This window comes from Herbaspirillum sp. GCM10030257 (assembly GCF_042666555.1).
Taxonomy (GTDB): domain Bacteria; phylum Pseudomonadota; class Gammaproteobacteria; order Burkholderiales; family Burkholderiaceae_D; genus Noviherbaspirillum.
This window is the reverse complement of the sequence record NZ_JBHTDH010000022.1, coordinates 39603-57489: the sequence shown is the minus strand read 5'-3', so window position 1 is coordinate 57489 and position 17887 is coordinate 39603. Positions and strand designations below refer to the sequence as shown.

20 protein-coding genes are annotated in these 17887 nt (G+C 52.6%); 5 read left to right on the top strand and 15 right to left on the bottom strand.

Annotation, left to right across the window (positions count from 1 at the left end; genetic code table 11):
- Nucleotides 1-2: 2 nt before the first annotated feature.
- The 3 genes from ACFQUU_RS23220 (at nt 3) to ACFQUU_RS23210 (ending at nt 2210) form a co-directional block, all read left to right on the top strand.
- Entirely contained in the window at nt 3-695 is a 693-nt protein-coding gene (locus ACFQUU_RS23220; RefSeq protein WP_382250494.1) for a hypothetical protein, read from the top strand.
- Nucleotides 696-814: 119 nt separating this feature from the next.
- A complete protein-coding gene (locus ACFQUU_RS23215) occupies nt 815-1603 on the top strand; it encodes a DUF899 domain-containing protein (RefSeq protein ID WP_382250493.1) in 789 nt (262 codons plus the stop codon).
- Nucleotides 1604-1634: 31 nt separating this feature from the next.
- Complete coding sequence (locus ACFQUU_RS23210) at nt 1635-2210, top strand: hypothetical protein (RefSeq protein ID WP_382250492.1); 576 nt, start codon at nt 1635-1637, stop codon at nt 2208-2210.
- Nucleotides 2211-2306: 96 nt separating this feature from the next.
- Here ACFQUU_RS23210 and ACFQUU_RS23205 read toward each other — a convergent pair whose 3' ends face one another.
- On the bottom strand, nt 2307-2618 hold the full coding sequence (locus ACFQUU_RS23205; protein WP_382250491.1) for a hypothetical protein: 312 nt from the start codon (nt 2616-2618) through the stop codon (nt 2307-2309).
- A gap of 414 nt (nt 2619-3032) precedes the next feature.
- Here ACFQUU_RS23205 and ACFQUU_RS23200 point away from each other — a divergent pair, with 414 nt between their 5' ends.
- Nucleotides 3033-3248, top strand: coding sequence for a transposase (locus tag ACFQUU_RS23200; protein WP_382250490.1), 216 nt, complete (start codon nt 3033-3035; stop codon nt 3246-3248).
- A gap of 18 nt (nt 3249-3266) precedes the next feature.
- Here ACFQUU_RS23200 and ACFQUU_RS23195 read toward each other — a convergent pair whose 3' ends face one another.
- From ACFQUU_RS23195 to ACFQUU_RS23135, 13 genes are all read right to left on the bottom strand, one after another.
- Nucleotides 3267-4178, bottom strand: coding sequence for a type II secretion system F family protein (locus ACFQUU_RS23195; RefSeq protein ID WP_382250489.1), 912 nt, complete (start codon nt 4176-4178; stop codon nt 3267-3269).
- A 15-nt stretch (nt 4179-4193) separates the two neighbouring features.
- Nucleotides 4194-5186, bottom strand: coding sequence for a type II secretion system F family protein (locus ACFQUU_RS23190; protein WP_382250488.1), 993 nt, complete (start codon nt 5184-5186; stop codon nt 4194-4196).
- Nucleotides 5187-5194: 8 nt separating this feature from the next.
- Entirely contained in the window at nt 5195-6541 is a 1347-nt protein-coding gene (locus tag ACFQUU_RS23185) for a CpaF family protein (protein ID WP_382250487.1), read from the bottom strand.
- A 69-nt stretch (nt 6542-6610) separates the two neighbouring features.
- Nucleotides 6611-7762 (bottom strand): CpaE family protein, encoded by a 1152-nt coding sequence (locus ACFQUU_RS23180; protein ID WP_382250486.1) that lies wholly within the window; start codon nt 7760-7762, stop codon nt 6611-6613.
- A gap of 16 nt (nt 7763-7778) precedes the next feature.
- Nucleotides 7779-8210: a TadE/TadG family type IV pilus assembly protein gene (locus ACFQUU_RS23175; protein WP_382250485.1), complete on the bottom strand. Its 432-nt coding sequence runs from the start codon at nt 8208-8210 to the stop codon at nt 7779-7781.
- Complete coding sequence (locus tag ACFQUU_RS23170; protein WP_382250484.1) at nt 8207-8635, bottom strand: TadE/TadG family type IV pilus assembly protein; 429 nt, start codon at nt 8633-8635, stop codon at nt 8207-8209. The genes ACFQUU_RS23175 and ACFQUU_RS23170 overlap by 4 nt, the downstream gene beginning before the upstream one ends.
- Nucleotides 8636-8643: 8 nt before the next feature.
- Entirely contained in the window at nt 8644-9909 is a 1266-nt protein-coding gene (locus ACFQUU_RS23165) for a pilus assembly protein TadG-related protein (protein ID WP_382250483.1), read from the bottom strand.
- Between the two features lie 376 nt (nt 9910-10285).
- Nucleotides 10286-10495 carry a Flp family type IVb pilin gene (locus ACFQUU_RS23160; RefSeq protein WP_382250482.1) on the bottom strand — a complete coding sequence of 70 codons (210 nt, stop codon included), beginning with the start codon at nt 10493-10495 and terminating at the stop codon, nt 10286-10288.
- Nucleotides 10496-10675: 180 nt separating this feature from the next.
- Nucleotides 10676-10888, bottom strand: a complete 213-nt coding sequence (locus ACFQUU_RS23155) for a Flp family type IVb pilin (RefSeq protein ID WP_382250481.1) — start codon at nt 10886-10888, stop codon at nt 10676-10678.
- A 165-nt stretch (nt 10889-11053) separates the two neighbouring features.
- Nucleotides 11054-11323, bottom strand: a complete 270-nt coding sequence (locus tag ACFQUU_RS23150) for a hypothetical protein (protein WP_382250480.1) — start codon at nt 11321-11323, stop codon at nt 11054-11056.
- A 12-nt stretch (nt 11324-11335) separates the two neighbouring features.
- The gene (locus ACFQUU_RS23145; protein WP_382250479.1) at nt 11336-12862 is read right to left on the bottom strand and encodes a type II and III secretion system protein family protein; all 1527 of its coding nucleotides are present in this window, start codon (nt 12860-12862) and stop codon (nt 11336-11338) included.
- A 20-nt stretch (nt 12863-12882) separates the two neighbouring features.
- Nucleotides 12883-13728 (bottom strand): Flp pilus assembly protein CpaB, encoded by an 846-nt coding sequence (cpaB, locus tag ACFQUU_RS23140; protein WP_382250478.1) that lies wholly within the window; start codon nt 13726-13728, stop codon nt 12883-12885.
- 30 nt (nt 13729-13758) lie between these two features.
- On the bottom strand, nt 13759-14373 hold the full coding sequence (locus ACFQUU_RS23135; RefSeq protein WP_382250477.1) for a prepilin peptidase: 615 nt from the start codon (nt 14371-14373) through the stop codon (nt 13759-13761).
- Between the two features lie 993 nt (nt 14374-15366).
- Between ACFQUU_RS23135 and ACFQUU_RS23130 the strand changes: the two genes are divergently transcribed.
- Entirely contained in the window at nt 15367-17019 is a 1653-nt protein-coding gene (locus ACFQUU_RS23130) for a diguanylate cyclase domain-containing protein (protein WP_382250476.1), read from the top strand.
- Between the two features lie 102 nt (nt 17020-17121).
- On the opposite strand, the gene ACFQUU_RS23125 is transcribed toward ACFQUU_RS23130, so the two are convergent.
- Nucleotides 17122-17874 carry a TetR/AcrR family transcriptional regulator gene (locus ACFQUU_RS23125; protein WP_382250475.1) on the bottom strand — a complete coding sequence of 251 codons (753 nt, stop codon included), beginning with the start codon at nt 17872-17874 and terminating at the stop codon, nt 17122-17124.
- Nucleotides 17875-17887: the final 13 nt, after the last annotated feature.

Sequence of the window (17887 nt, the reverse complement as noted above, 5' to 3'; positions counted from 1 at the left end):
GTATGACCAGCAACACAAGCAAAGACATTCCTCAGGCAACAGTACACGCAGCCGAAATTGTCCGCGAGTATGGTCCCTTCGCAGGCGCCGATTGCGTAAACGGCGTCACCCACGACGGCAGCCACGTCTGGGCCGCCACCGGGGCCAAGCTCGTCGCCTTCAATCCTGAGAGCGGCGAGCAAATCCGCACGCTCGATCACGCCTGCGATGCAGGCACCGCTTTTGACGGCAAATTCCTTTATCAGATCGCCGAGACCCGCATCGACAAGATCGACCCGGCCACCGGCGGCGTAGTGGCGTCGATCCCGGCACCCGGCAAGGGAAACGACTCCGGTCTCGCTTGGGCCGAAGGCAGCCTATGGGTCGGCCAGTACCGCGACCGCAAGATCTACCAGATTGATCCCGAGACCGGCGCGCTCAGGCGCACTATCGAATCCAACCGTTTCGTCACCGGCGTGACTTGGGTCGACGGCGAACTGTGGCACGGGACCTGGGAAGGTGATGATAGCGACATTCGGCGCATCGACCCGCAGAGCGGCGCAGTGCTCGAACAACTCAAGATGCCGCGCGGCACCGGCGTCAGCGGACTCGAGTCCAATGGCGCGGATCTCTTTTATTGTGGCGGAGGCGGGAGCGGAAAGGTCCGCGCCGTACGGCGCCGGAAAAGCGCATCAGGTTCAGCGCACGAGACGTAGACCCCGTAACTGCATGCCATATCGGTCAGCCGGCCGAACACAGAAGCACCCTCCGCACCAGAATGGTTGGATGGCGCATTGACTACACGCGAATGGCTCGTCGAGCCAAGGAGCACATTATGAATACCACTATTGCCGAAGTGAGCAACATAAACCATCCCGTCGTATCCAGAGACCGATGGATTGCCGAGCGCAAGTCGCTGCTGGCACGCGAAAAGGAGCTGACACGCCTGAGCGACCAGATCGCCCGCGAGCGCCGGGCGCTTCCGTGGGTTCGCATAGAGAAGGTCTATGTCTTCGACACACCCGAGGGCAAACGCACGCTTGCCGAGTTGTTCGAAGGCCGTCGCCAACTATTGGTACAACACTTTATGTTTGCCCCGGGCTGGGAGCAAGGCTGCAAGAGCTGCTCCTACATGGCCGACCATAACGATGGAGCTAACCTTCATCTGGCGCAGCGCGACGTCACGCTGACGGCCATCTCGCGCGCACCGCTGGCCGACATCGAACGCTTTCGTCAGCGCATGGGTTGGCAGTTCAAATGGGCGTCCTCGCACGACACGGACTTCAACCGCGATTTTTGCGTTAGTTTCACGCCGGAAGAAATGGCCAAGGGTGACGTCTACTACAACTACGCGATGCAGTCTTTTCCGCAAGAGGAAGCGCCGGGTATCAGTGTGTTTTACAAGGACGATGCTGGTGAGGTCTTCCATACCTATTCGTCGTATGGTCGTGGCGTGGAAGTCATGATGGGAACCTACCATCTGCTGGACCTGACACCCATGGGCCGCAACGAGGACCAACTCAGTTACACCATGGAGTGGGTGCGCCACCACGACCGCTACGAGCCGGCACCGGTTCCGAAATCGGCGCCTATGGCAAACTCGTGCTGCCAGGCGCACGCCTGAAGGGCGAACGCTCTGAACTGGCACATGCATCATGACAAGTATTTGGCCATGGCTAGCGGTGGCCGGGATGGGTGCCCTTCATGGGCTCAACCCTGCCACGGGATGGATGTTTGCCGCTGCTTGTGGCTTGCGGTCGCGTGACCGGTCGCAGTCAATTCGGGCCTTGCTGCCAATCGCAATCGGACATGCCGCATCGGTTGCCATCGTGGCGGCGGCAGTGGTGTATGGCCTGTCGGTGAATCGCGTCGTGTTGCAGATCTCGGTGGGCGGATTACTTGTCGTCTTCGCGGCGGTTTACCTGTCAGGGTGCATACCCAAGGTGACCCGTGCACCCGCAGGGCATACTTGGCTGGTGCTTTGGTCATTCATGATGTCAACCATGCATGGCGCCGGATTGATGCTGGTGCCGGCACTGATTCCACTTTGCATAAGTGGTACACCGGCTCGGGAGATCACTGCATCCGGCTCACTGACGCTGGCGCTCGCGGCTGTGGGGGTTCACACTGTAGCGATGCTCGCAGTCACCGGCGTGATCGCCACTGGGGTTTGCCGCGGCTTTGATGCCGGCGCACGTTTGCTTCGAGGGCGCAAAGAAAGACGCCTTTAGAGGGATTTTGTCCTGAGTAACCAGAGCTGGAATGGCAAATACGGCCGCCTGCACATGCCAAACCAAGGTTTCAGCATTGAGCATAGGGAATATTGGCTATAAATGGTGCCGCGCGATCACCTTATCAGCCTGCAAGAGCAAGTAAGCACGCGCTGGATCCGGCGTGCTTTCCGGGGTGTTCCTGACATAGTCGGAAAAGTCGCGTACCAAGTTGGCCAGCATTTTCGTCTCACGCCCAGCAGCCTGGCCGTCACCCAACGCTTTTACCGCTTTCACCAAGTACAGAATGACATGCGGATCGGCAGCGATACGCCGAAACTCGTCTTCAACGCCAGGCCATGTAGCGCTCTTTTGATCAGTATGGAGAAGCGCGAAAGCCGCATTTTCTATAGCGTCCAGGTCATACATATAACCTCCTTCAACGTCTTGAGGCGGTAAAGCTGATTTCCTTAAGCTCTCATCAATACACTGTAAGCCATTGCAAGTTTTGCAATTTCATCTTTCTCAACAGCTCTCCAAGTTGGTCTGAAATTGCTATCAAAATTCGTGGGTCGGGCAATTTTGCGTTTCAAAGCACTGCCAGGACACACTGCCCATCGCCCTATCATGGCAATACCCCCAATCGCATTTTGATCGCGTAGGCGGACGGTCTTTGTTCATCTCCCATTCCGGTCCTGCGGGTCTTCTTGCGAAATAGATGCCTCATAGCATCGAAAACGAATCGGAATGTGTTTGGTCTGTTTCTGAATTAGCCCCCCGTAAATTGCAGGACCGGAGATATTTTCAAAAATACTAACTGGGAATATTGCTATGGATGTGCCTATGCTTTCGGGAAGACAGAACGAAGTAGAGGTCACCACCGAGGTCCAGCGACGCAGACGCTGGACCTCGGAACAGAAATTGGAATGGGTGAAGAAGACCATGGAATCAGGCATATCGGTATCCTTGGTCGCCCGCGAAGCCGGCATTATAAACAGCCATCCACACTACCTCAATCTCATGGAAAACCGGTATGTCTTTCATGGCACGTCGACATGAGTACGGAATGCATAATTCTCAAATGGACCCTTTGCCAATCATCGGCAATATGGTTCTGACGACCTGGATAGCTGCAGGTCCCATGATCACCATAATTATTGAGGGGAAAATGCACACAACGAGCGGAAACAGCATTTTTGTCGGGATCTTTGCAGCGAGTTCTTCAGCACGTGTTTGCCGTTTGTGACGCAGATCGTCCGAGAAAACTCGAAGTGATTCGCCAATACTGGTACCGAACTTGTCAGCCTGAGTAAGCATCGTTGCAAATGTACTGACTTCCTCGATGCCGGTACGGAGCGCTAGATTGCGCAGTGATTTTTCACGGGAACCGCCAGCCCGCATCTCGAGATTAGTGAGATGAATTTCTTCTGCCAATGCAATGGATTTGGCATTCATTTCGTCTGCCACTCTGGTGAGTGCGGCGTCTAAACCGAGGCCGGCTTCCACACATACAAGCATGAGGTCAGCTGCATCTGCAAAATTTTCAAAAATCTCCCGTTTGCGGTTTTTTACCCGCAGGTAGAGATACAGGTTTGGTAGATAACAGCCAAGAAGCGCTGATAACATTAACCACATGGTTAGCACCAGCCCATCGAGTTGAGGGATCGCACGAACTGCGATGTAGGCAATTGTGGCGAATACTATGGGCAATAATGTCTTGATTCCGAAATAGACTATCCGTGCATCAGGGTGTCGAATGCCGGCATTGATAAAATTAATCCTGAGCAGCGAACTCTCCCAATTGTCTTCCGGGGTCGACAACTTGGCAAAAGGCTTCACGACACTGGCCGCGTTCTCGACCCAGTTCGCATGCTTCATCGGTTCAGCCAACGTGCGCAGCCGCTGCTGAGTTCTTGTCGGTGTGAGCAGCAGAAAGATGCCGGCCAATCCCAGCGTTACGGCAATGAAGATTAATGCAGGTAGTATCATGATGTCCGCCCTTTGTTATACCCGAATCTTGATGATATGCCGTAGTATCAGGACACCGATGACCATCAGGGTCAACATATACTTAATGATGGCCGTGCCAATCGGATCAGTCCATAACAGCGACATAAAGTCCGGATTTACCAGATTCATTACGGCTGCCAGGACGAAGGGCATTACTCCAAGCACCCATGCGGACAATCGCCCTTCGGATGACAGCACACGCACCTTGGCAAACAGTTTCAGGCGGTCACGAATAAGCCGGCTCAAGTTTCCGAGGACTTCGGTAAGGTTGCCACCGGACTCTCGCTGGATCAGCACCGCCACGACAAAGTAACGCAGATCGGTGATTGGCACCCTTTTGCTTAAGCCTGTCAGCGCATGTTGCAGTGAGACACCAAAACTGATCTCGTCGTGAACAATTCTGAACTCGCCTGCGATCGGTTCAGACATTTCTTCACCTACCATTTGCAGGCCCGAAGAAAATGCGTGCCCGGCGCGCAATGCCCGGATGATGAGATCGATTGCGTCGGGGAGCTGTTGCTCAAGCTTTTTTAGCCGAGAGCTACGTTTTGCGTACACATAAAGTAAAGGCATAGCAGAACCGAAGATCGACGTCAGCGCCGCAGTAAGCATCGCTTGGTGCGCCAGTACAGTGACCACCAGATAAGCAAGGATTCCGGTAGTGGCACAGGAGAGCAATAACCGGGAAACGGTCCATTGCAATCCTGACTGGTCGATAAATCCTTGTAAGCCAAGCGCTCGCGGCATCGAAGATAGAAGCCGCTCAAGGGCAGGAACCTCGCTAAGCGTCTGTTGCTTTAATATCGAGATCGACTGTACGCGTTTCGATGATGCGGACAATGCATTGAGCCGCAGTTCGATTTTTTTCGCCCTCGGCCCTCTGTAATTTCTCCATAGGAGATATAGGCCTTCCAGCAGTAAGACAACCGCTAGAAAAACTAGTATCGAAATGATTAAGGCTGAATTGCTCTCAATTGATTGTGGCATAAGTTACCTTATTGGTAGTTCCTTGTTGGGTCGAACATCGTCTCTGACAGAGCAACACCAAAGGACCGCAAGCGTTCGGTAAATTTTGGCCGGATTCCGGTTGCCTGGAAATAGCCTTGGACCGCACCGTCGCTGCTTATACCAGTTTGTTTGAATGCAAAAATTTCCTGCATGGTGATCATATCGCCTTCCATGCCAGTGATCTCCTGGATACTCGTGATCTTTCGCTTTCCGTCCGGAAGACGGAGTGCTTGGAGAACGACCGTAATCGCAGAAGCAATTTGCTGCCGCGCGGCGCGGTGCGGCAAGTTGAGATTCGCCATGCCAATCATGTTTTCCAAACGTGCCAGAGCATCCCGAGGTGTATTCGCATGGATAGTTGTCAGTGATCCTTCATGCCCCGTATTCATGGCCTGCAGCATATCTACTGCCTCGGCGCCACGTACCTCACCGATGACGATTCGGTCCGGGCGCATGCGGAGCGCATTTCGCACAAGCGCACGCTGTGTGATTTCACCGCTCCCCTCGATATTCATTGGGCGCGTTTCCAGACGTACGACGTGCGGTTGTTGCAGTTGTAGTTCCGCTGCGTCTTCAATAGTTACTATACGTTCCGATTCCGGGATGTAGCCGGATAGGATATTGAGTAACGTGGTTTTTCCTGCCCCAGTGCCACCGGAAATCAAAATGTTGACCTTCGCCTTGCATAGGCCTTCGAGCATGCGGGCCATCTCCGGTGTCAGACTCTTGAGGTCTTCAACCAAGTTGTCCATCTTGAGGGGAATGTGGGCAAACCGGCGGATCGACATCATTGGGCCGTCGAGCGCTATGGGCGGAATCACGGCGTTAACGCGTGAGCCATCTGGCAAGCGAGCATCCACCATCGGACTGGACTCGTCGATTCGGCGACCGACCAGCGAAACGATCTTGTCGATAATACGCAATAGATGCTTTTCGTCGGTGAACGTAATCTGCGTCAGCTCAAGTTTCCCCTTACGTTCAACATATACCTGCCTATAAGAATTGATGAGAATATCGGAAACTTCAGGGTCCGCCATGAGCAGCTCCAGCGGCCCGAATCCAAGCATCTCATGCTGAATATCACGAACAAGGAGGTGGCGCTCAATGTCGTTGATCGGTGCCTGCTCTTCCTGCAGCAGGCGTTCCGCCATCCCGGCGATTTCCTGGCGTAATGCCTGCGGAGAAAGCGTCTCTAGGGCAGACAAATCAAATTTATCCAGCATCTTCAGATGAATCCGACTCTTCAATGCCTGGTATGCGTCCCTGGGCACCCTTGATTCAGTTCGTAAATCCTGGTTGGTAACGCTTGCATTCAGTTTTTCTCGAAATGACATTGTGTGCGTACTCCGTAGATATGCCTGTTAAAGGAAAAATAACCAGGGGTCCCGGCACCGGTTACCAGTTCATGCGCGTTTGAGAATTCGACCAAAAAAGCCACGCGATGCTTCCGGACGTGGATTCAGCGCGGCGGTAATATCCGCCAGAATCCGCGAAACCGTGTTACTGCTTGCCGTTTTAATCAATGGGTTACCCTGGTTGATCGAAGTACTCACGTCCTTGTAGGAATTGGGAACTGTATGCAGCCGCGTCGAGCCGGCAAGCCGACGGATATCATCGACTCCAATATCTCCCCGCTTGTCAAAACGGTTGACTATCAGTTCCGCCTTTTCGGCGGGATAACCTAATGCGTTAAAAGTATCCAGCAACTTTTTCGTGTTACGAAGATATGGCAGGCCAGCTTGCAGCACAGGAAAAATACGGTATGCATGATCAAGGGCCTTGATGGACACCGGGTCGACGGTGCGTCCTACGTCAAGCAGTACAAAGTCGTACTGTGTGACTGCGAGGTTAAGGATCGCATCAATATGTGCCGGTTTTATATCGACGGCTTCTGACAGGTCTTCCGGCGCGGCGAGAATACTGTAATTTTCCGTGATTCGAACACTACTTGCGGCAAGAAACGACCCGTCCAGCCGGCGGATATCACGTGCAATGCTTGCGAGGGTGGAAGCAGGCTTGCCATCATGCAAGAACGAAAGAGCGTCGCCAAATTGAAGGTTAAGGTCAATCAGAAGCACCTTGCGATCTTCCGCCAACTGATAACCAAGATTGGTGGCGAGGAATGTGGCGCCACTGCCGCCCTTGCATGACATGAATGCAAGGACCTTACCCGCCGCGGTGTTATGGACACCTGGTAGTTTTGCGGAGACGCGGCTGACTGCTATTTCGAGTAACTGTGCAGAGACCGGAGAGAGAAGTACTTCACGTATCCCGGCACGCATGGCGTTCAATAAGTAGTCGCGCGTGTGGTTCGCCGAAATCAGGATGATCGCCGTGTTCGGACGTTGCATTGAGATGTATTCGATTTGATCGAAAACCTCGGTGCCGGTGCAGGCGTCATCTATCAGAAGCAGGTCGGGTTGTTCCTGTTCAACGATAGTGCGCATTGAGGAAAAGCCGTGGTCTATCGGTACCAGCGTGTGCAATCCCGATTGGACTGCCTTGTTCACTTCATCTGTATTGTTTTTATTTGCGGAAATCAATACGATTTTCATGTTTCTATCCTGGTTATTAAGAACAGATTGTTGCGTTATTTGGATCCTGCCCCATCATCTCCCTGGGGAGATAGGTCGAGAACGTGGGCATGTTGATTGGCGCCATTCGTGATAAACCCGCAATCGGCGATATCCACTGATAGTCGATATTGGTGATGCTGACTGTTACACCGGCGCAGTTGGACGCATTGCAGCCAGCTGGCTCCCAAGCGACATCAATGCTCGTGATTTGCGGAAGCAAGCGCTGCATCTTCGCTAGCACTACATCCTGGTTGAACGTGTTATCACAAACGACAGCGTATCTTGCTCCCATTCGCGTTGCTTCATTGGCCGCACTCCATGTAAATAGCATCCGGCTAAAATCGGTTATGCCTAACAAGAAGGTAAGGAAGATGGTTAGAGAGAGTGCAAACTCGATGATCGTCGCACCGGATTGACGGACTTTCATGATGGGGCTCGCATGGTTGCACTGATATCGCTGTAATTAAAGTTGCCAAGGTTAACGCCGAACGCGCTGCCGAATAGAGACTGGAACGTGTAGCCTGTCACGGTAATGGTGACGGTGTTGATCACCGGGGTAGCGCCCGCCGACTGCCAAGTGGGAGTCGCGACGTGTGCTAACGTGAGCCCGGGAGCAAGCGGTGTCCCAACGCCTGTCGTGTTCCCATAGACGACCAGACTGCGCGCTTCTGCAATGTGAGTGCCTGGAGTCTGGACTGCAAGATAGCGTACGGCATCGCGAATTGATTTGGTAATCGAGTTGTACTGATATACTGCCCGTCCGAATTCAGTCACGATAAACGTTAGAAGCAAGAGTATGGGCAGAATCAAGGCAAGCTCTATCACGGCTGCTCCCTGTTCATTTTTTTTCATGGCGTACCTCATTGGACTAACACTGGAACCAGAGGACCCGCCGATCCACCAGGCAAGCCGCTGGTGGTGCAAGGACTGTTTGCATCTCCCGCATTTCCTCTGTACTCAAGCTGTACATCGGTCATCGGGATACTGAGTGGCTGCAACAAGAACATGCATGCATAATCAACGACTCCCATTGCATCGTTTACGACGGGGACAACCACAAGTCGACGGTTGCTGCCATATTGGCGATGTCCGCCGGGCACATTGCCTGGAGCGGCAAGGTTCTGGAAACTATTCAGACTTAAGCCGGTAATGGATTCACAGCTATTCGCACCACGCACCCTCGTACCGGTATCGGCGCAAGAAGCAAAAGAAAGCCGCTTTGTGACAAAATTTTCCGCGGAAGAATGTGCTCCGGGAGGGACTGGTCCATCGTATGCGTTACGTCGACTGGGCCAATTGGCAGAAGTGTAGGCGTAGCCGGTGAGGTCCGGCCGATGTATGCTCGGATCTCCGCTATTTTTGTATATTCCAAATCGAAAATTCCATACGTCGGCAACTGATGCTTGTACGCCAGGTGTGCCCAGTGTGTCACCGATTTCAGTGCCGCAGGATCCCTCCATTTCCGCTACGGTCTGAGATGCATTATTGGAACCATCCAGGTTTGCCCAGCCGATTTGGCCCCCCGCTGCTGCATTCTGAGCCATGATGAGCGTAATCCAATCACCAACCACAAATCCATAGTTCGGCGCCGTCCCACCAGGCTTCGGTTTCAGGGCGACAGGTACAGGGCAGGTCGTCTGGGCGCTGGACCTTGTCGCAACGGCTGATGCAAAAACGTTTTGCGTATTTGGGAACGTCGTGGACGCGCCGGAGAATGCTCCCATCGCTTGCAGAAGCCACATTGGAATCCCGGCATGGGTGTGTCGACATTGCGCATAGATTGCAACCAGTGGATCGGTTGTATCGATATAGTTTGCGTTTTTAAATGTGATGTCGGCGTCAATAATCTGGCCGCGGTTTCTCCAATTACCGGATTGCAGGTCAACACGATTCAAATTTCCCGCAGTGATGCCGCTGCTGCGTGCTCTAACCAAAGAATCAGATTTTTTATCAAGCTCGTGGGCAGCGGCCAGAGCACAGCTATCCATTGCAGTCTGCAACTCGGTTTTCACGATAAACAGTCGGCCAAAGTCCAACGCGATGCCCATGAATCCCATTAAGAAAAGCAGGACCAGGATGGACGTAACAAGAACGGCACCTCGTTGATTGCGATCGACCTTACTCATAACGGTACCTTAGACTGGACGTGACAAGCCGGGCTTTCCGGCACCCTTTGCAGCAAAAGAATCTAGAGAAGCAGTATCTCGGATAAACATCGGAGCCCATAGGCCAAAGCGCGTCATTTTCTGCATGTTGCCGCCATCGATCACTACATTCGGTGTGATATTGATTCCCTTAAACCGCGAATGTGAGTTCGTATTTGCAGGGTTTGCTTAATAAGCTGCCGTTAAGAGGACAAGCACATAAGTACACTTCTGAAAAACGAGTTCGGCTTTCATAAAGTGCAATAACTAGGCAAGACCTTTTGAACCATACAGCTAACGCAGTTTAGGAGACCGTAGTAGCCTCCCAAACTTTGTTATCTGCAGTCGATCAGTTCGATCAGACGCAAGCTGCAGTACCTGTCAAGCACGTGGTAACTCGCGTAATAAAAGCGGCAAATCCGCCGCCGGTCGTTAGGGCGCGCAACGCGATTACCAGGGCAATTGAGACGACGGCGATAATTAACGCATACTCGACAACTTGCGCACCTTCTTCCTCTCGGGCGAATGAGTGGATGAAGTTGTTAAATGCTGTGATCAGTTGGTTCATTTTTTTCCCTTGGCATAAGTGGTGAATGGATGTTTACTGACATGACACGTTGCTACCTAACGAACTACTACTACGATGCTGCTAAAAATCGGTAAAGGCCAGTACTGGCAAGAGCTAGCTCTCCTTGTCAGTACGGCTGCACGATCTAGGTTCAGTAATACAAAGAACCTGACCACACAATCAAACGCAAGCTGCCGTACCGGTCAAACACGTTGTGACGCGTGTTATGAAGGTCGCGAAACCGCCACCATTGTTGGTCAAGGCTTGAAGCGCCAATACCAGGGCAATTGAAACGACCGCGATAATAAGCGCATATTCGACAACTTGGGCTCCTTCATCGTCCCTGAAAAAGTTGTGTATTGACTGCGTGAATGCTGAGATCAATTTGGTCATTTGTGATTCCTTTGGCATAGGTTGTAAATGGACTTTTTTACTATCAAGCGGTACTACATTACGAACAGCTACTACACACATCAAACGGTTCATACCGATACTGACACTCGAAATGCAACTAACTTTTTAACCGTGACGCGCAGTTCAAGTGCGCAACTTCCATAGCTACCTTCCGCTTCCAACACTACCGCCGATGTTGATTACATTAGTCACCGGCGGTGGCTCTTTGAAACTTCCCTGATAACGGCCAACCGCCTCCTTGGCGGATTTACCGTCCATACCTGCGACCGAATCAAGGTTTTTCCCGGCATCCGGATTAATCGTCATCTGTATTCGAGATTGCCGTACGGCGTCCCCGAACTTGGCGTCGTAGTTAGGCGTGGTCGAACAGGCGCCTAGGACGCCGACACAGAATACTGCTACAGAAATTTTCATATCTATCTCCGGTTACTTGGTCGGAGCGCTTGGCTCTGACGTCGTTTCTTTGGCCACGCCTTCAGCTTTTCCTAGAAATAGGACTTCGGCCCGATTCGGCACGACGTGGTTATCGGTTGGCAGAACAACGTCCGTAGTAATCGGCTTTACCAATCGCGGCGTAACGACAAAGACCAATTCTGTTTTATCGTTCTGGAACTCGGTTGAGCGGAATAGTGCGCCCAGAATCGGCACCTCTCCCACGCCAGGGAAACGACTGATGGTCTCCGAAACGTTATTGCGAATAAGCCCTGCGACGACAAAGCTTTGTCCGTCACCCAGCTGCACAGTTGTATCTGCGCGGCGCGTAGCCATTGATGGAAGAATAGACGTCGCGCCGTTGATCGTAGTAAAGGGAGAGCCCGTTTGAGAGAGTTCGGAAACTTCCGATGTCAATTTCAGATTTACGCGGGACCGGTCCAGAACTGTCGGAGTAAATTTTAAACCGACGCCGAACTCTTTCTCTTCAAGCGTAATGGTCGTGCCACCCCCCATGTTGTTCTGCGCAACCGGTATGAAGATCTTTCCCCCTGAGAGGAAGCTCGCCTGCTGGCCGCTGATTGCCATAATGTTTGGTTCGGCGAGTACGCGTACCAAACCGTCTTTCTTTTCTGCGTCCATCCCAAACAGAGACGCTTGATTGACACCAGTAACCCGTGCATCGAAGGGAACCGTTCGTTCAAGATCAAAGGTCAGTCCGGGTCGATAACGCTCAAAGACCGCTGGTCCACCGCCAACAATCCCGGAAATGATTTTTGACTTGGAACCGTCAGCCGACGTGGCGAGTCTACTGAAGTCAAATCCGAACCGATCCAATAGGCTTTTGCTTACTTCTGCGATCTTCACCTCCAGCATGACCTGCTGCGGATCAGACACGCGTAGCATGTTGACTACCTTCTTCCCGTCGCCATAGGATGTCGCGAGATTGATGATCTGGTCGAGCTTGACGGCGTCGCTGACTAAACCGGTCAGAACTACGGCATTTTCAGCGCCTCGAATTTTGATACCGGTTTCTTCGGGCATAAGTTCGGTCAGCTTGGCTTGCAAGGTGTTTGGGTCGAGCGTTACGATGACGTCCTTAATTGAGCAGCGTCCGTCCGTGCCTTGCAGAACAAGATTCATGGACCCCGATTTCTTGCCAAGGAAAAATAGATCGGTTGGACTGAGAAGGGTGATATCGACATCGGCGACACCGTCGGAAGTTGTCTGCGGCACAGGTGATAAAGTGGGTTTCTCATCCTTGCTTGTCGGCGTTGTCGGCGAAACCGTGCGACTGGTGGACTGACCTCCGACGACCATGCGCGCGGCAGGAAAACCAAGTTTCACGACTGTTGATTTCCCCAGAGTCACGTATGTAGGCGGATCGACGGCGACAGATGAACATGGCTTCAATCCCCCGGCAGACGACGTATTACTGGACGGCGTTTGACTTGCAGCGAATGTCTGGCTGGTGGAAGCCAGTGCGATAACTACAGCGGTCTGTATATAACGTTTGCGCACGAGGAATGCTCCTGGTCGTTTTATTGTTGGAAGCAGCTGAGTGAATGTGCGCCGTTTTGAATAACCTCAACGCACTGTGTTGGGTGTTGCTTTTTCGCCGGCGCAGGCTTTGATGACACCGGCTTGATCGCCTGGGCGACTGTGGTCGGACGTGTTTCTTTCTCACCAAAGAGCTGCTTCTTGGTTACACCTGCCGTGGAGATAAGCGCTTTGTCTACCTGGTTGCGCAGGACAAGTGATAGCGTGCCAACGCTGCGGGCAAGATCAAGTTTTTCAGCGTCTTCCGGACTTAGCTCCAAGGTGACGGCGCTGACCACCTTTGGCGTGGTATCGTCGCGCCCGGCTTCCTGCGCAACCGCGAGAACTAGCACCTGCTCAAGCACTACTTTGCTAATCTGTTTGCTTTCTTCCGATCGGCCTTCCTTATCGCGCTGCGTATTAAGCATGACGTCAACATAATTGCCCGGGAGAGCAAAGCCCGCGACGCCAACGACATCGTTCACACGCACAGTCATGGCCCGTTTTCCTTCGGCGATGACAGCAGATAAGCCACCTCGTGTTCCTATCGGCGCCAGCTTTCCGTCCAAGACAGGTTCACCACGTAGTACACTGACTTTCGGTACTCGATCCTGCAGGTCTTTGATTTCATTGAACGATCCAGTAGGCATGGAGCCGCTGGGCCAATCTATCGTCGCAAGCATCTGTTGATTAATTTTGGTACCGAGCTGGATATCGACAGCTGCCACCACTACCTTATTTGATGGGATGTTTCCCTGATGCGATACCCATCCCGCTGCGTATACCGCTGCTGCAAGACCCGCGACAACCGCAAGGAACAACAACCCCAATGCCTTGATGTTTTTCATTTTTTGCCCTGAGTTGATGTGTGAAGTGGCTCAAACAATGCCGAGCTGTGTTGCTATGACATAGCCAATGGTGCCTATTCCGATGCTTACGCCGTAGGGCAGCTTCCCTACCGATTGCACCGCCTGGGTAGGGCTACCTGCCTTGACGCCGGTTGCGGCCGAGATCAGCATGAGTTCGGTAACGGCTTTTACATTGCTTATCATTCGGCCAAAGACGCGGTGGTACACGGCGAAAAATAAGGCTGCAACACCACCGACAATGAAGCTAGCAATGACAGCGTTGAATGTGTCGCTTACACCCAAAAATGCACCAATCATTGCCATTAGCTTCACGTCTCCCGCTCCCATCACCCTCAACACATAAAGCGGGACCAAAAGGATGAAGCCGACTGCCAATCCCCCACAGGCCCATAGAAAACCGTGGATGGGTGTGAAAGGAACAAAAGCAGCATAGATAAGCGCAAAGGAAGTACCGCTTAAAGTGAGCCAGTTGGGAATTTTTTGTGTGTGATAATCGATGACTCCAGCACAGAGCAGCAGGCTAAATAAGACTACCTTGCGCGGATCGGTACCGAGCATGACCAGGAGATCCATGCCTGCAGATAGCGAGGCGAGAGCCGCGAAAATACCGGATTCGGTTTGCAATGTTTTCTCCCTGTGCCACACCGTCGTACGCTTAATCAAGCGACGTCGGTAGCGGTTAAGCCAATTATTCTTAATTTTTTATTGATTAAATTGCATTAATTGTTAATCATTAAATAACTGCCGAACCTCATGCCTATTGACCAACCACAAACTTTATTGAGTCGCTCGGAACTGTTTTTTTTGTTAACGGTCTTGTATTTTTCAAAAACCAAAAATAACTTGAGGCGAGTTAAACTTGGTTACAACAGCCATGATGCTGATCAAACGTTGTAAGTTGTTCTCCACGCGTTTGTGCCTAAGCGTTCGGAAAAGGCGGAGTAGAGGTCAATAGCTGGTTCAGTGGTGTGGGCACTAATCCGGGAACAGAAGCTGCAGTCGATGAAAAAGGCTAGGAACTTGATATACCGGTCCGACCGGGCTAGCCAGCACTGAGTACGCAAAGTACAGATAATGGCCAGCGCTATCAATGCGGCGGCTTCGCTGCTCGTGTCTGTTGCGGCCATGGCCGGGTAAGTCTAGGCGCTGCGGAACAATTTATGCGCGATACAGACCCATGCTTTTCACCGAAGAAGTTTAGATATTCAAGCTCTCTCGAAATGGCGCCGACAAATCATAAGCTGACTATCAAAAGGGACGGCAGCAGGTATTGGATTCAGCCAACAAGCAGTGAACGAGCTTCAGGCAAAACCTAATTAGCAAATAGCGACAAAGCGAACCTAGCGAAGATGGGCCAGCGAGACATGGCAAGCCATCACAAGAGAGAAGTAACGCCATGCCGTAGGCAAAGCACCCGACATTGACGGTACAGCCGAGGCGAAAGCGCTCTCATATTGGTAATAGGCTGGTAGCCGTTAGTGGAATGCGGTGAATCTGATGTGCACTTATCAATTATTCCGATGGTAGTATATGAACGTTATTCTGGTACCGAGGGTGCAAAGGCGTATGACAGCTAAAAGCGAATAATCGATGCGATTTAAACTTTGCACTCATAACATGAAATTCCGGCTTGTGGCGCTTGGCGCCGGGCTTGTTATGATTGGTGTCATTGTCCGCTTCTTCATCGCACTACCGATGTTTCAGGCAAACGTACAGGAGCTGGTCGCCACACAACAATTGTCTATTGCATCTTATGTAGCGCGGGATATAGACCACAGCATTACGTCACGCCTGGAATTAATCAATCAATTTGCGAGTGAATTACCCTCGGAGCTCGCGTCTCAACCCGACGCATTACAAACATGGGTCAAGGATAGGCAGCAAATCAATCCATTGTTTAACGGCGGTCTGGTCGTGGTACGACCGGACGGGCGGGGCCTGTACGCAGAATATCCACGCGTTACCGGCCGCAGCCAGCTCGACTATGCGACATCAGACTGGTTTATGTCCGCACTTCGGAGCAGCAAACCGGTCATTGGAAGGCCAACGCGCGGCCGTGCAAGCGGCGACCCGATTATCATTTTCGCGGCACCGGTACGCGATACTGGCGGGAGTGTGGTTGCGGTGCTGGCAGGTGTGGCACTACTCAATACACCGGGATTTTTAGATCTGATGCAAGAATCCCAGTTAGGCGCAACCGGTGGATTTCTGTTGATTTCACCGGCAGATCAGTTGTTTATCGCGTCAAGCGACCCGGCGATGATTCTGGCGCCAACACCGCCTCCGGGGGTGAATCACCTGCATGATCGCGCAATGGCCGGCTATCGGGGCACCGGCGTCACGATAAATGCCAAAGGTAGGGAGGAGTTGTCAGCGATTGTGACGGTGCCTAGCACAGGCTGGTTCATGGTTGCACACATACCGACGAAGGAGGCTTTTCGTCCGGTTGAAGAATTGCGCAAGTTCATGTTCAAAACGAGCGCAATTTTTCTGGTTTTAATAATGACGGTGTTGCTCATTGCTCTACCGCGTATCCTGCGCCCTCTCACTGATGCCGCGCGGGCGATACGTGACATGGCGGATGGCAAAGTAAGGCTCACACCCTTGCCGGTGGTGCGCGACGACGAAGTGGGTCAGTTGTTACAAGGCTTTAATTTTCTTGTACATAGACTGCGTGCCGAAGAATCGGCACGCGAGGCCACCGAGGAACGCCTGAAGTTCCTGGCTCACCATGACTCGCTAACCGGTTTATACAATCGGACGATGTTGGAAGAGCACTTGGAGCTGGCGCTGGGGGCCATGCGACGCGACGGATCGCAGATCGCATTGCTGTTTTGCGATCTGGATGACTTTAAGGGAATTAACGATAATTATGGGCATACTACTGGCGATGCGGTGCTGCGCGAAGTTGCGCGCCGGTTAACCGAGGGCCGCCGCCGGGTCGACACGGTGGCGCGCTTAGGTGGTGACGAATTCGTCATCCTTGTTACGGGGCTAAGCGATGCGCGCACTGCGGCAAACTTAATAGCTGAGCAATGCCTGACCGCCATCAGTGAACCGTTCGAGATCGATGGGAAAATTTTCGAGCTCGGCATGTCCATCGGCATTGCGACCCACGCAGGATCTGCCGTTACATCATCCTATCTCATCGCCCAAGCCGATATAGCAATGTATCAGGCCAAGCGCAGAGGGAAGGAAGGTCTCTTTTTTATGGGAAGCATCCACGCCTCCGGTCCGAAGGAGCAACCCGCTATGGATACGGGCGCGTAGCCAATACGATACAGGTTACGCCGCCTTCTCGCTTCAGTAATTCTGGTTTGCCTGAATCTGCTATAGAGTGCTCCGGGTTGGAGTTGTACGGATTTTATAGGCTCAGGTCGTGCCGGTTTTCCTCGGACGTTTGCGTACGGATGCAGATTTGGTTGGGTTAACGACCACCCCATGCTCTTCCGCGCGACGGCGGGAAATACCGAACGACAGCAAGTTGATCACTTGGGTAGCGATATCATCCGGGTGCATCGGTCCGTCAGGCGAATACCACCGCCCTATCCAGCTCAATGCGCCGGCAATGGTGAACGCCGCCATTTTCGGATCGCATGGCGCCATTGAGCCTTCGGCAATACCTTGTTCGATCAACTGCCGAAATTCCATGTCGATCGCTCCCTTCATGCTGCGCAGCTTTTTGCGGCTTTCCAGTGGCAAGGGATCTTCGCCCACACGGATCACGCACATGCCAAAATCCATCGTGACGATTTCCACGTACTGGCGCATTGCCGCAAACAACTTGTCTTCCGCAGAACCGCCGGACTGTCCGACCACATGGATCGCATCCTGAAGCAGAGCCAGTCCACGACTGACACACTGGAACAGAATATCGTCCTTGTTCTTCACATAGTAATAAAGCGTCGGCTTCGTTATATGCAGGCGCTCGGCCACTTCATCCAGCGACGTTGCATGGAATCCCTTCTCATTAAACATCTGTGCCGCTGTTCGAAGTACGGCGTCTCGCTTTGCCTCGCGTTCCTTCTCGATGTCACGGGTCTTCTTCCATGGAGAAGCCGCGGCGGCGGCCGCCGCTTCCGATGGCGTGACGGCCTTTGAAATCGGTGTTTTCCTTGAAGTCATCAATGTGTTTCGT

What these genes read in the sequence shown, in the direction of transcription:
- ACFQUU_RS23220 (WP_382250494.1), top strand. Translation starts at nt 3, where the DNA reads ATGACCAGCAACACAAGCAAAGACATTCCTCAGGCAACAGTACACGCA.
- ACFQUU_RS23215 (WP_382250493.1), top strand. Translation starts at nt 815, where the DNA reads ATGAATACCACTATTGCCGAAGTGAGCAACATAAACCATCCCGTCGTA.
- ACFQUU_RS23210 (WP_382250492.1), top strand. Translation starts at nt 1,635, where the DNA reads ATGACAAGTATTTGGCCATGGCTAGCGGTGGCCGGGATGGGTGCCCTT.
- ACFQUU_RS23205 (WP_382250491.1), bottom strand. Translation starts at nt 2,618, where the DNA reads ATGTATGACCTGGACGCTATAGAAAATGCGGCTTTCGCGCTTCTCCAT.
- ACFQUU_RS23200 (WP_382250490.1), top strand. Translation starts at nt 3,033, where the DNA reads ATGCTTTCGGGAAGACAGAACGAAGTAGAGGTCACCACCGAGGTCCAG.
- ACFQUU_RS23195 (WP_382250489.1), bottom strand. Translation starts at nt 4,178, where the DNA reads ATGATACTACCTGCATTAATCTTCATTGCCGTAACGCTGGGATTGGCC.
- ACFQUU_RS23190 (WP_382250488.1), bottom strand. Translation starts at nt 5,186, where the DNA reads ATGCCACAATCAATTGAGAGCAATTCAGCCTTAATCATTTCGATACTA.
- ACFQUU_RS23185 (WP_382250487.1), bottom strand. Translation starts at nt 6,541, where the DNA reads ATGTCATTTCGAGAAAAACTGAATGCAAGCGTTACCAACCAGGATTTA.
- ACFQUU_RS23180 (WP_382250486.1), bottom strand. Translation starts at nt 7,762, where the DNA reads ATGAAAATCGTATTGATTTCCGCAAATAAAAACAATACAGATGAAGTG.
- ACFQUU_RS23175 (WP_382250485.1), bottom strand. Translation starts at nt 8,210, where the DNA reads ATGAAAGTCCGTCAATCCGGTGCGACGATCATCGAGTTTGCACTCTCT.
- ACFQUU_RS23170 (WP_382250484.1), bottom strand. Translation starts at nt 8,635, where the DNA reads ATGAAAAAAAATGAACAGGGAGCAGCCGTGATAGAGCTTGCCTTGATT.
- ACFQUU_RS23165 (WP_382250483.1), bottom strand. Translation starts at nt 9,909, where the DNA reads ATGAGTAAGGTCGATCGCAATCAACGAGGTGCCGTTCTTGTTACGTCC.
- ACFQUU_RS23160 (WP_382250482.1), bottom strand. Translation starts at nt 10,495, where the DNA reads ATGAACCAACTGATCACAGCATTTAACAACTTCATCCACTCATTCGCC.
- ACFQUU_RS23155 (WP_382250481.1), bottom strand. Translation starts at nt 10,888, where the DNA reads ATGACCAAATTGATCTCAGCATTCACGCAGTCAATACACAACTTTTTC.
- ACFQUU_RS23150 (WP_382250480.1), bottom strand. Translation starts at nt 11,323, where the DNA reads ATGAAAATTTCTGTAGCAGTATTCTGTGTCGGCGTCCTAGGCGCCTGT.
- cpaB (WP_382250478.1), bottom strand. Translation starts at nt 13,728, where the DNA reads ATGAAAAACATCAAGGCATTGGGGTTGTTGTTCCTTGCGGTTGTCGCG.
- ACFQUU_RS23130 (WP_382250476.1), top strand. Translation starts at nt 15,367, where the DNA reads ATGAAATTCCGGCTTGTGGCGCTTGGCGCCGGGCTTGTTATGATTGGT.
- ACFQUU_RS23125 (WP_382250475.1), bottom strand. Translation starts at nt 17,874, where the DNA reads ATGACTTCAAGGAAAACACCGATTTCAAAGGCCGTCACGCCATCGGAA.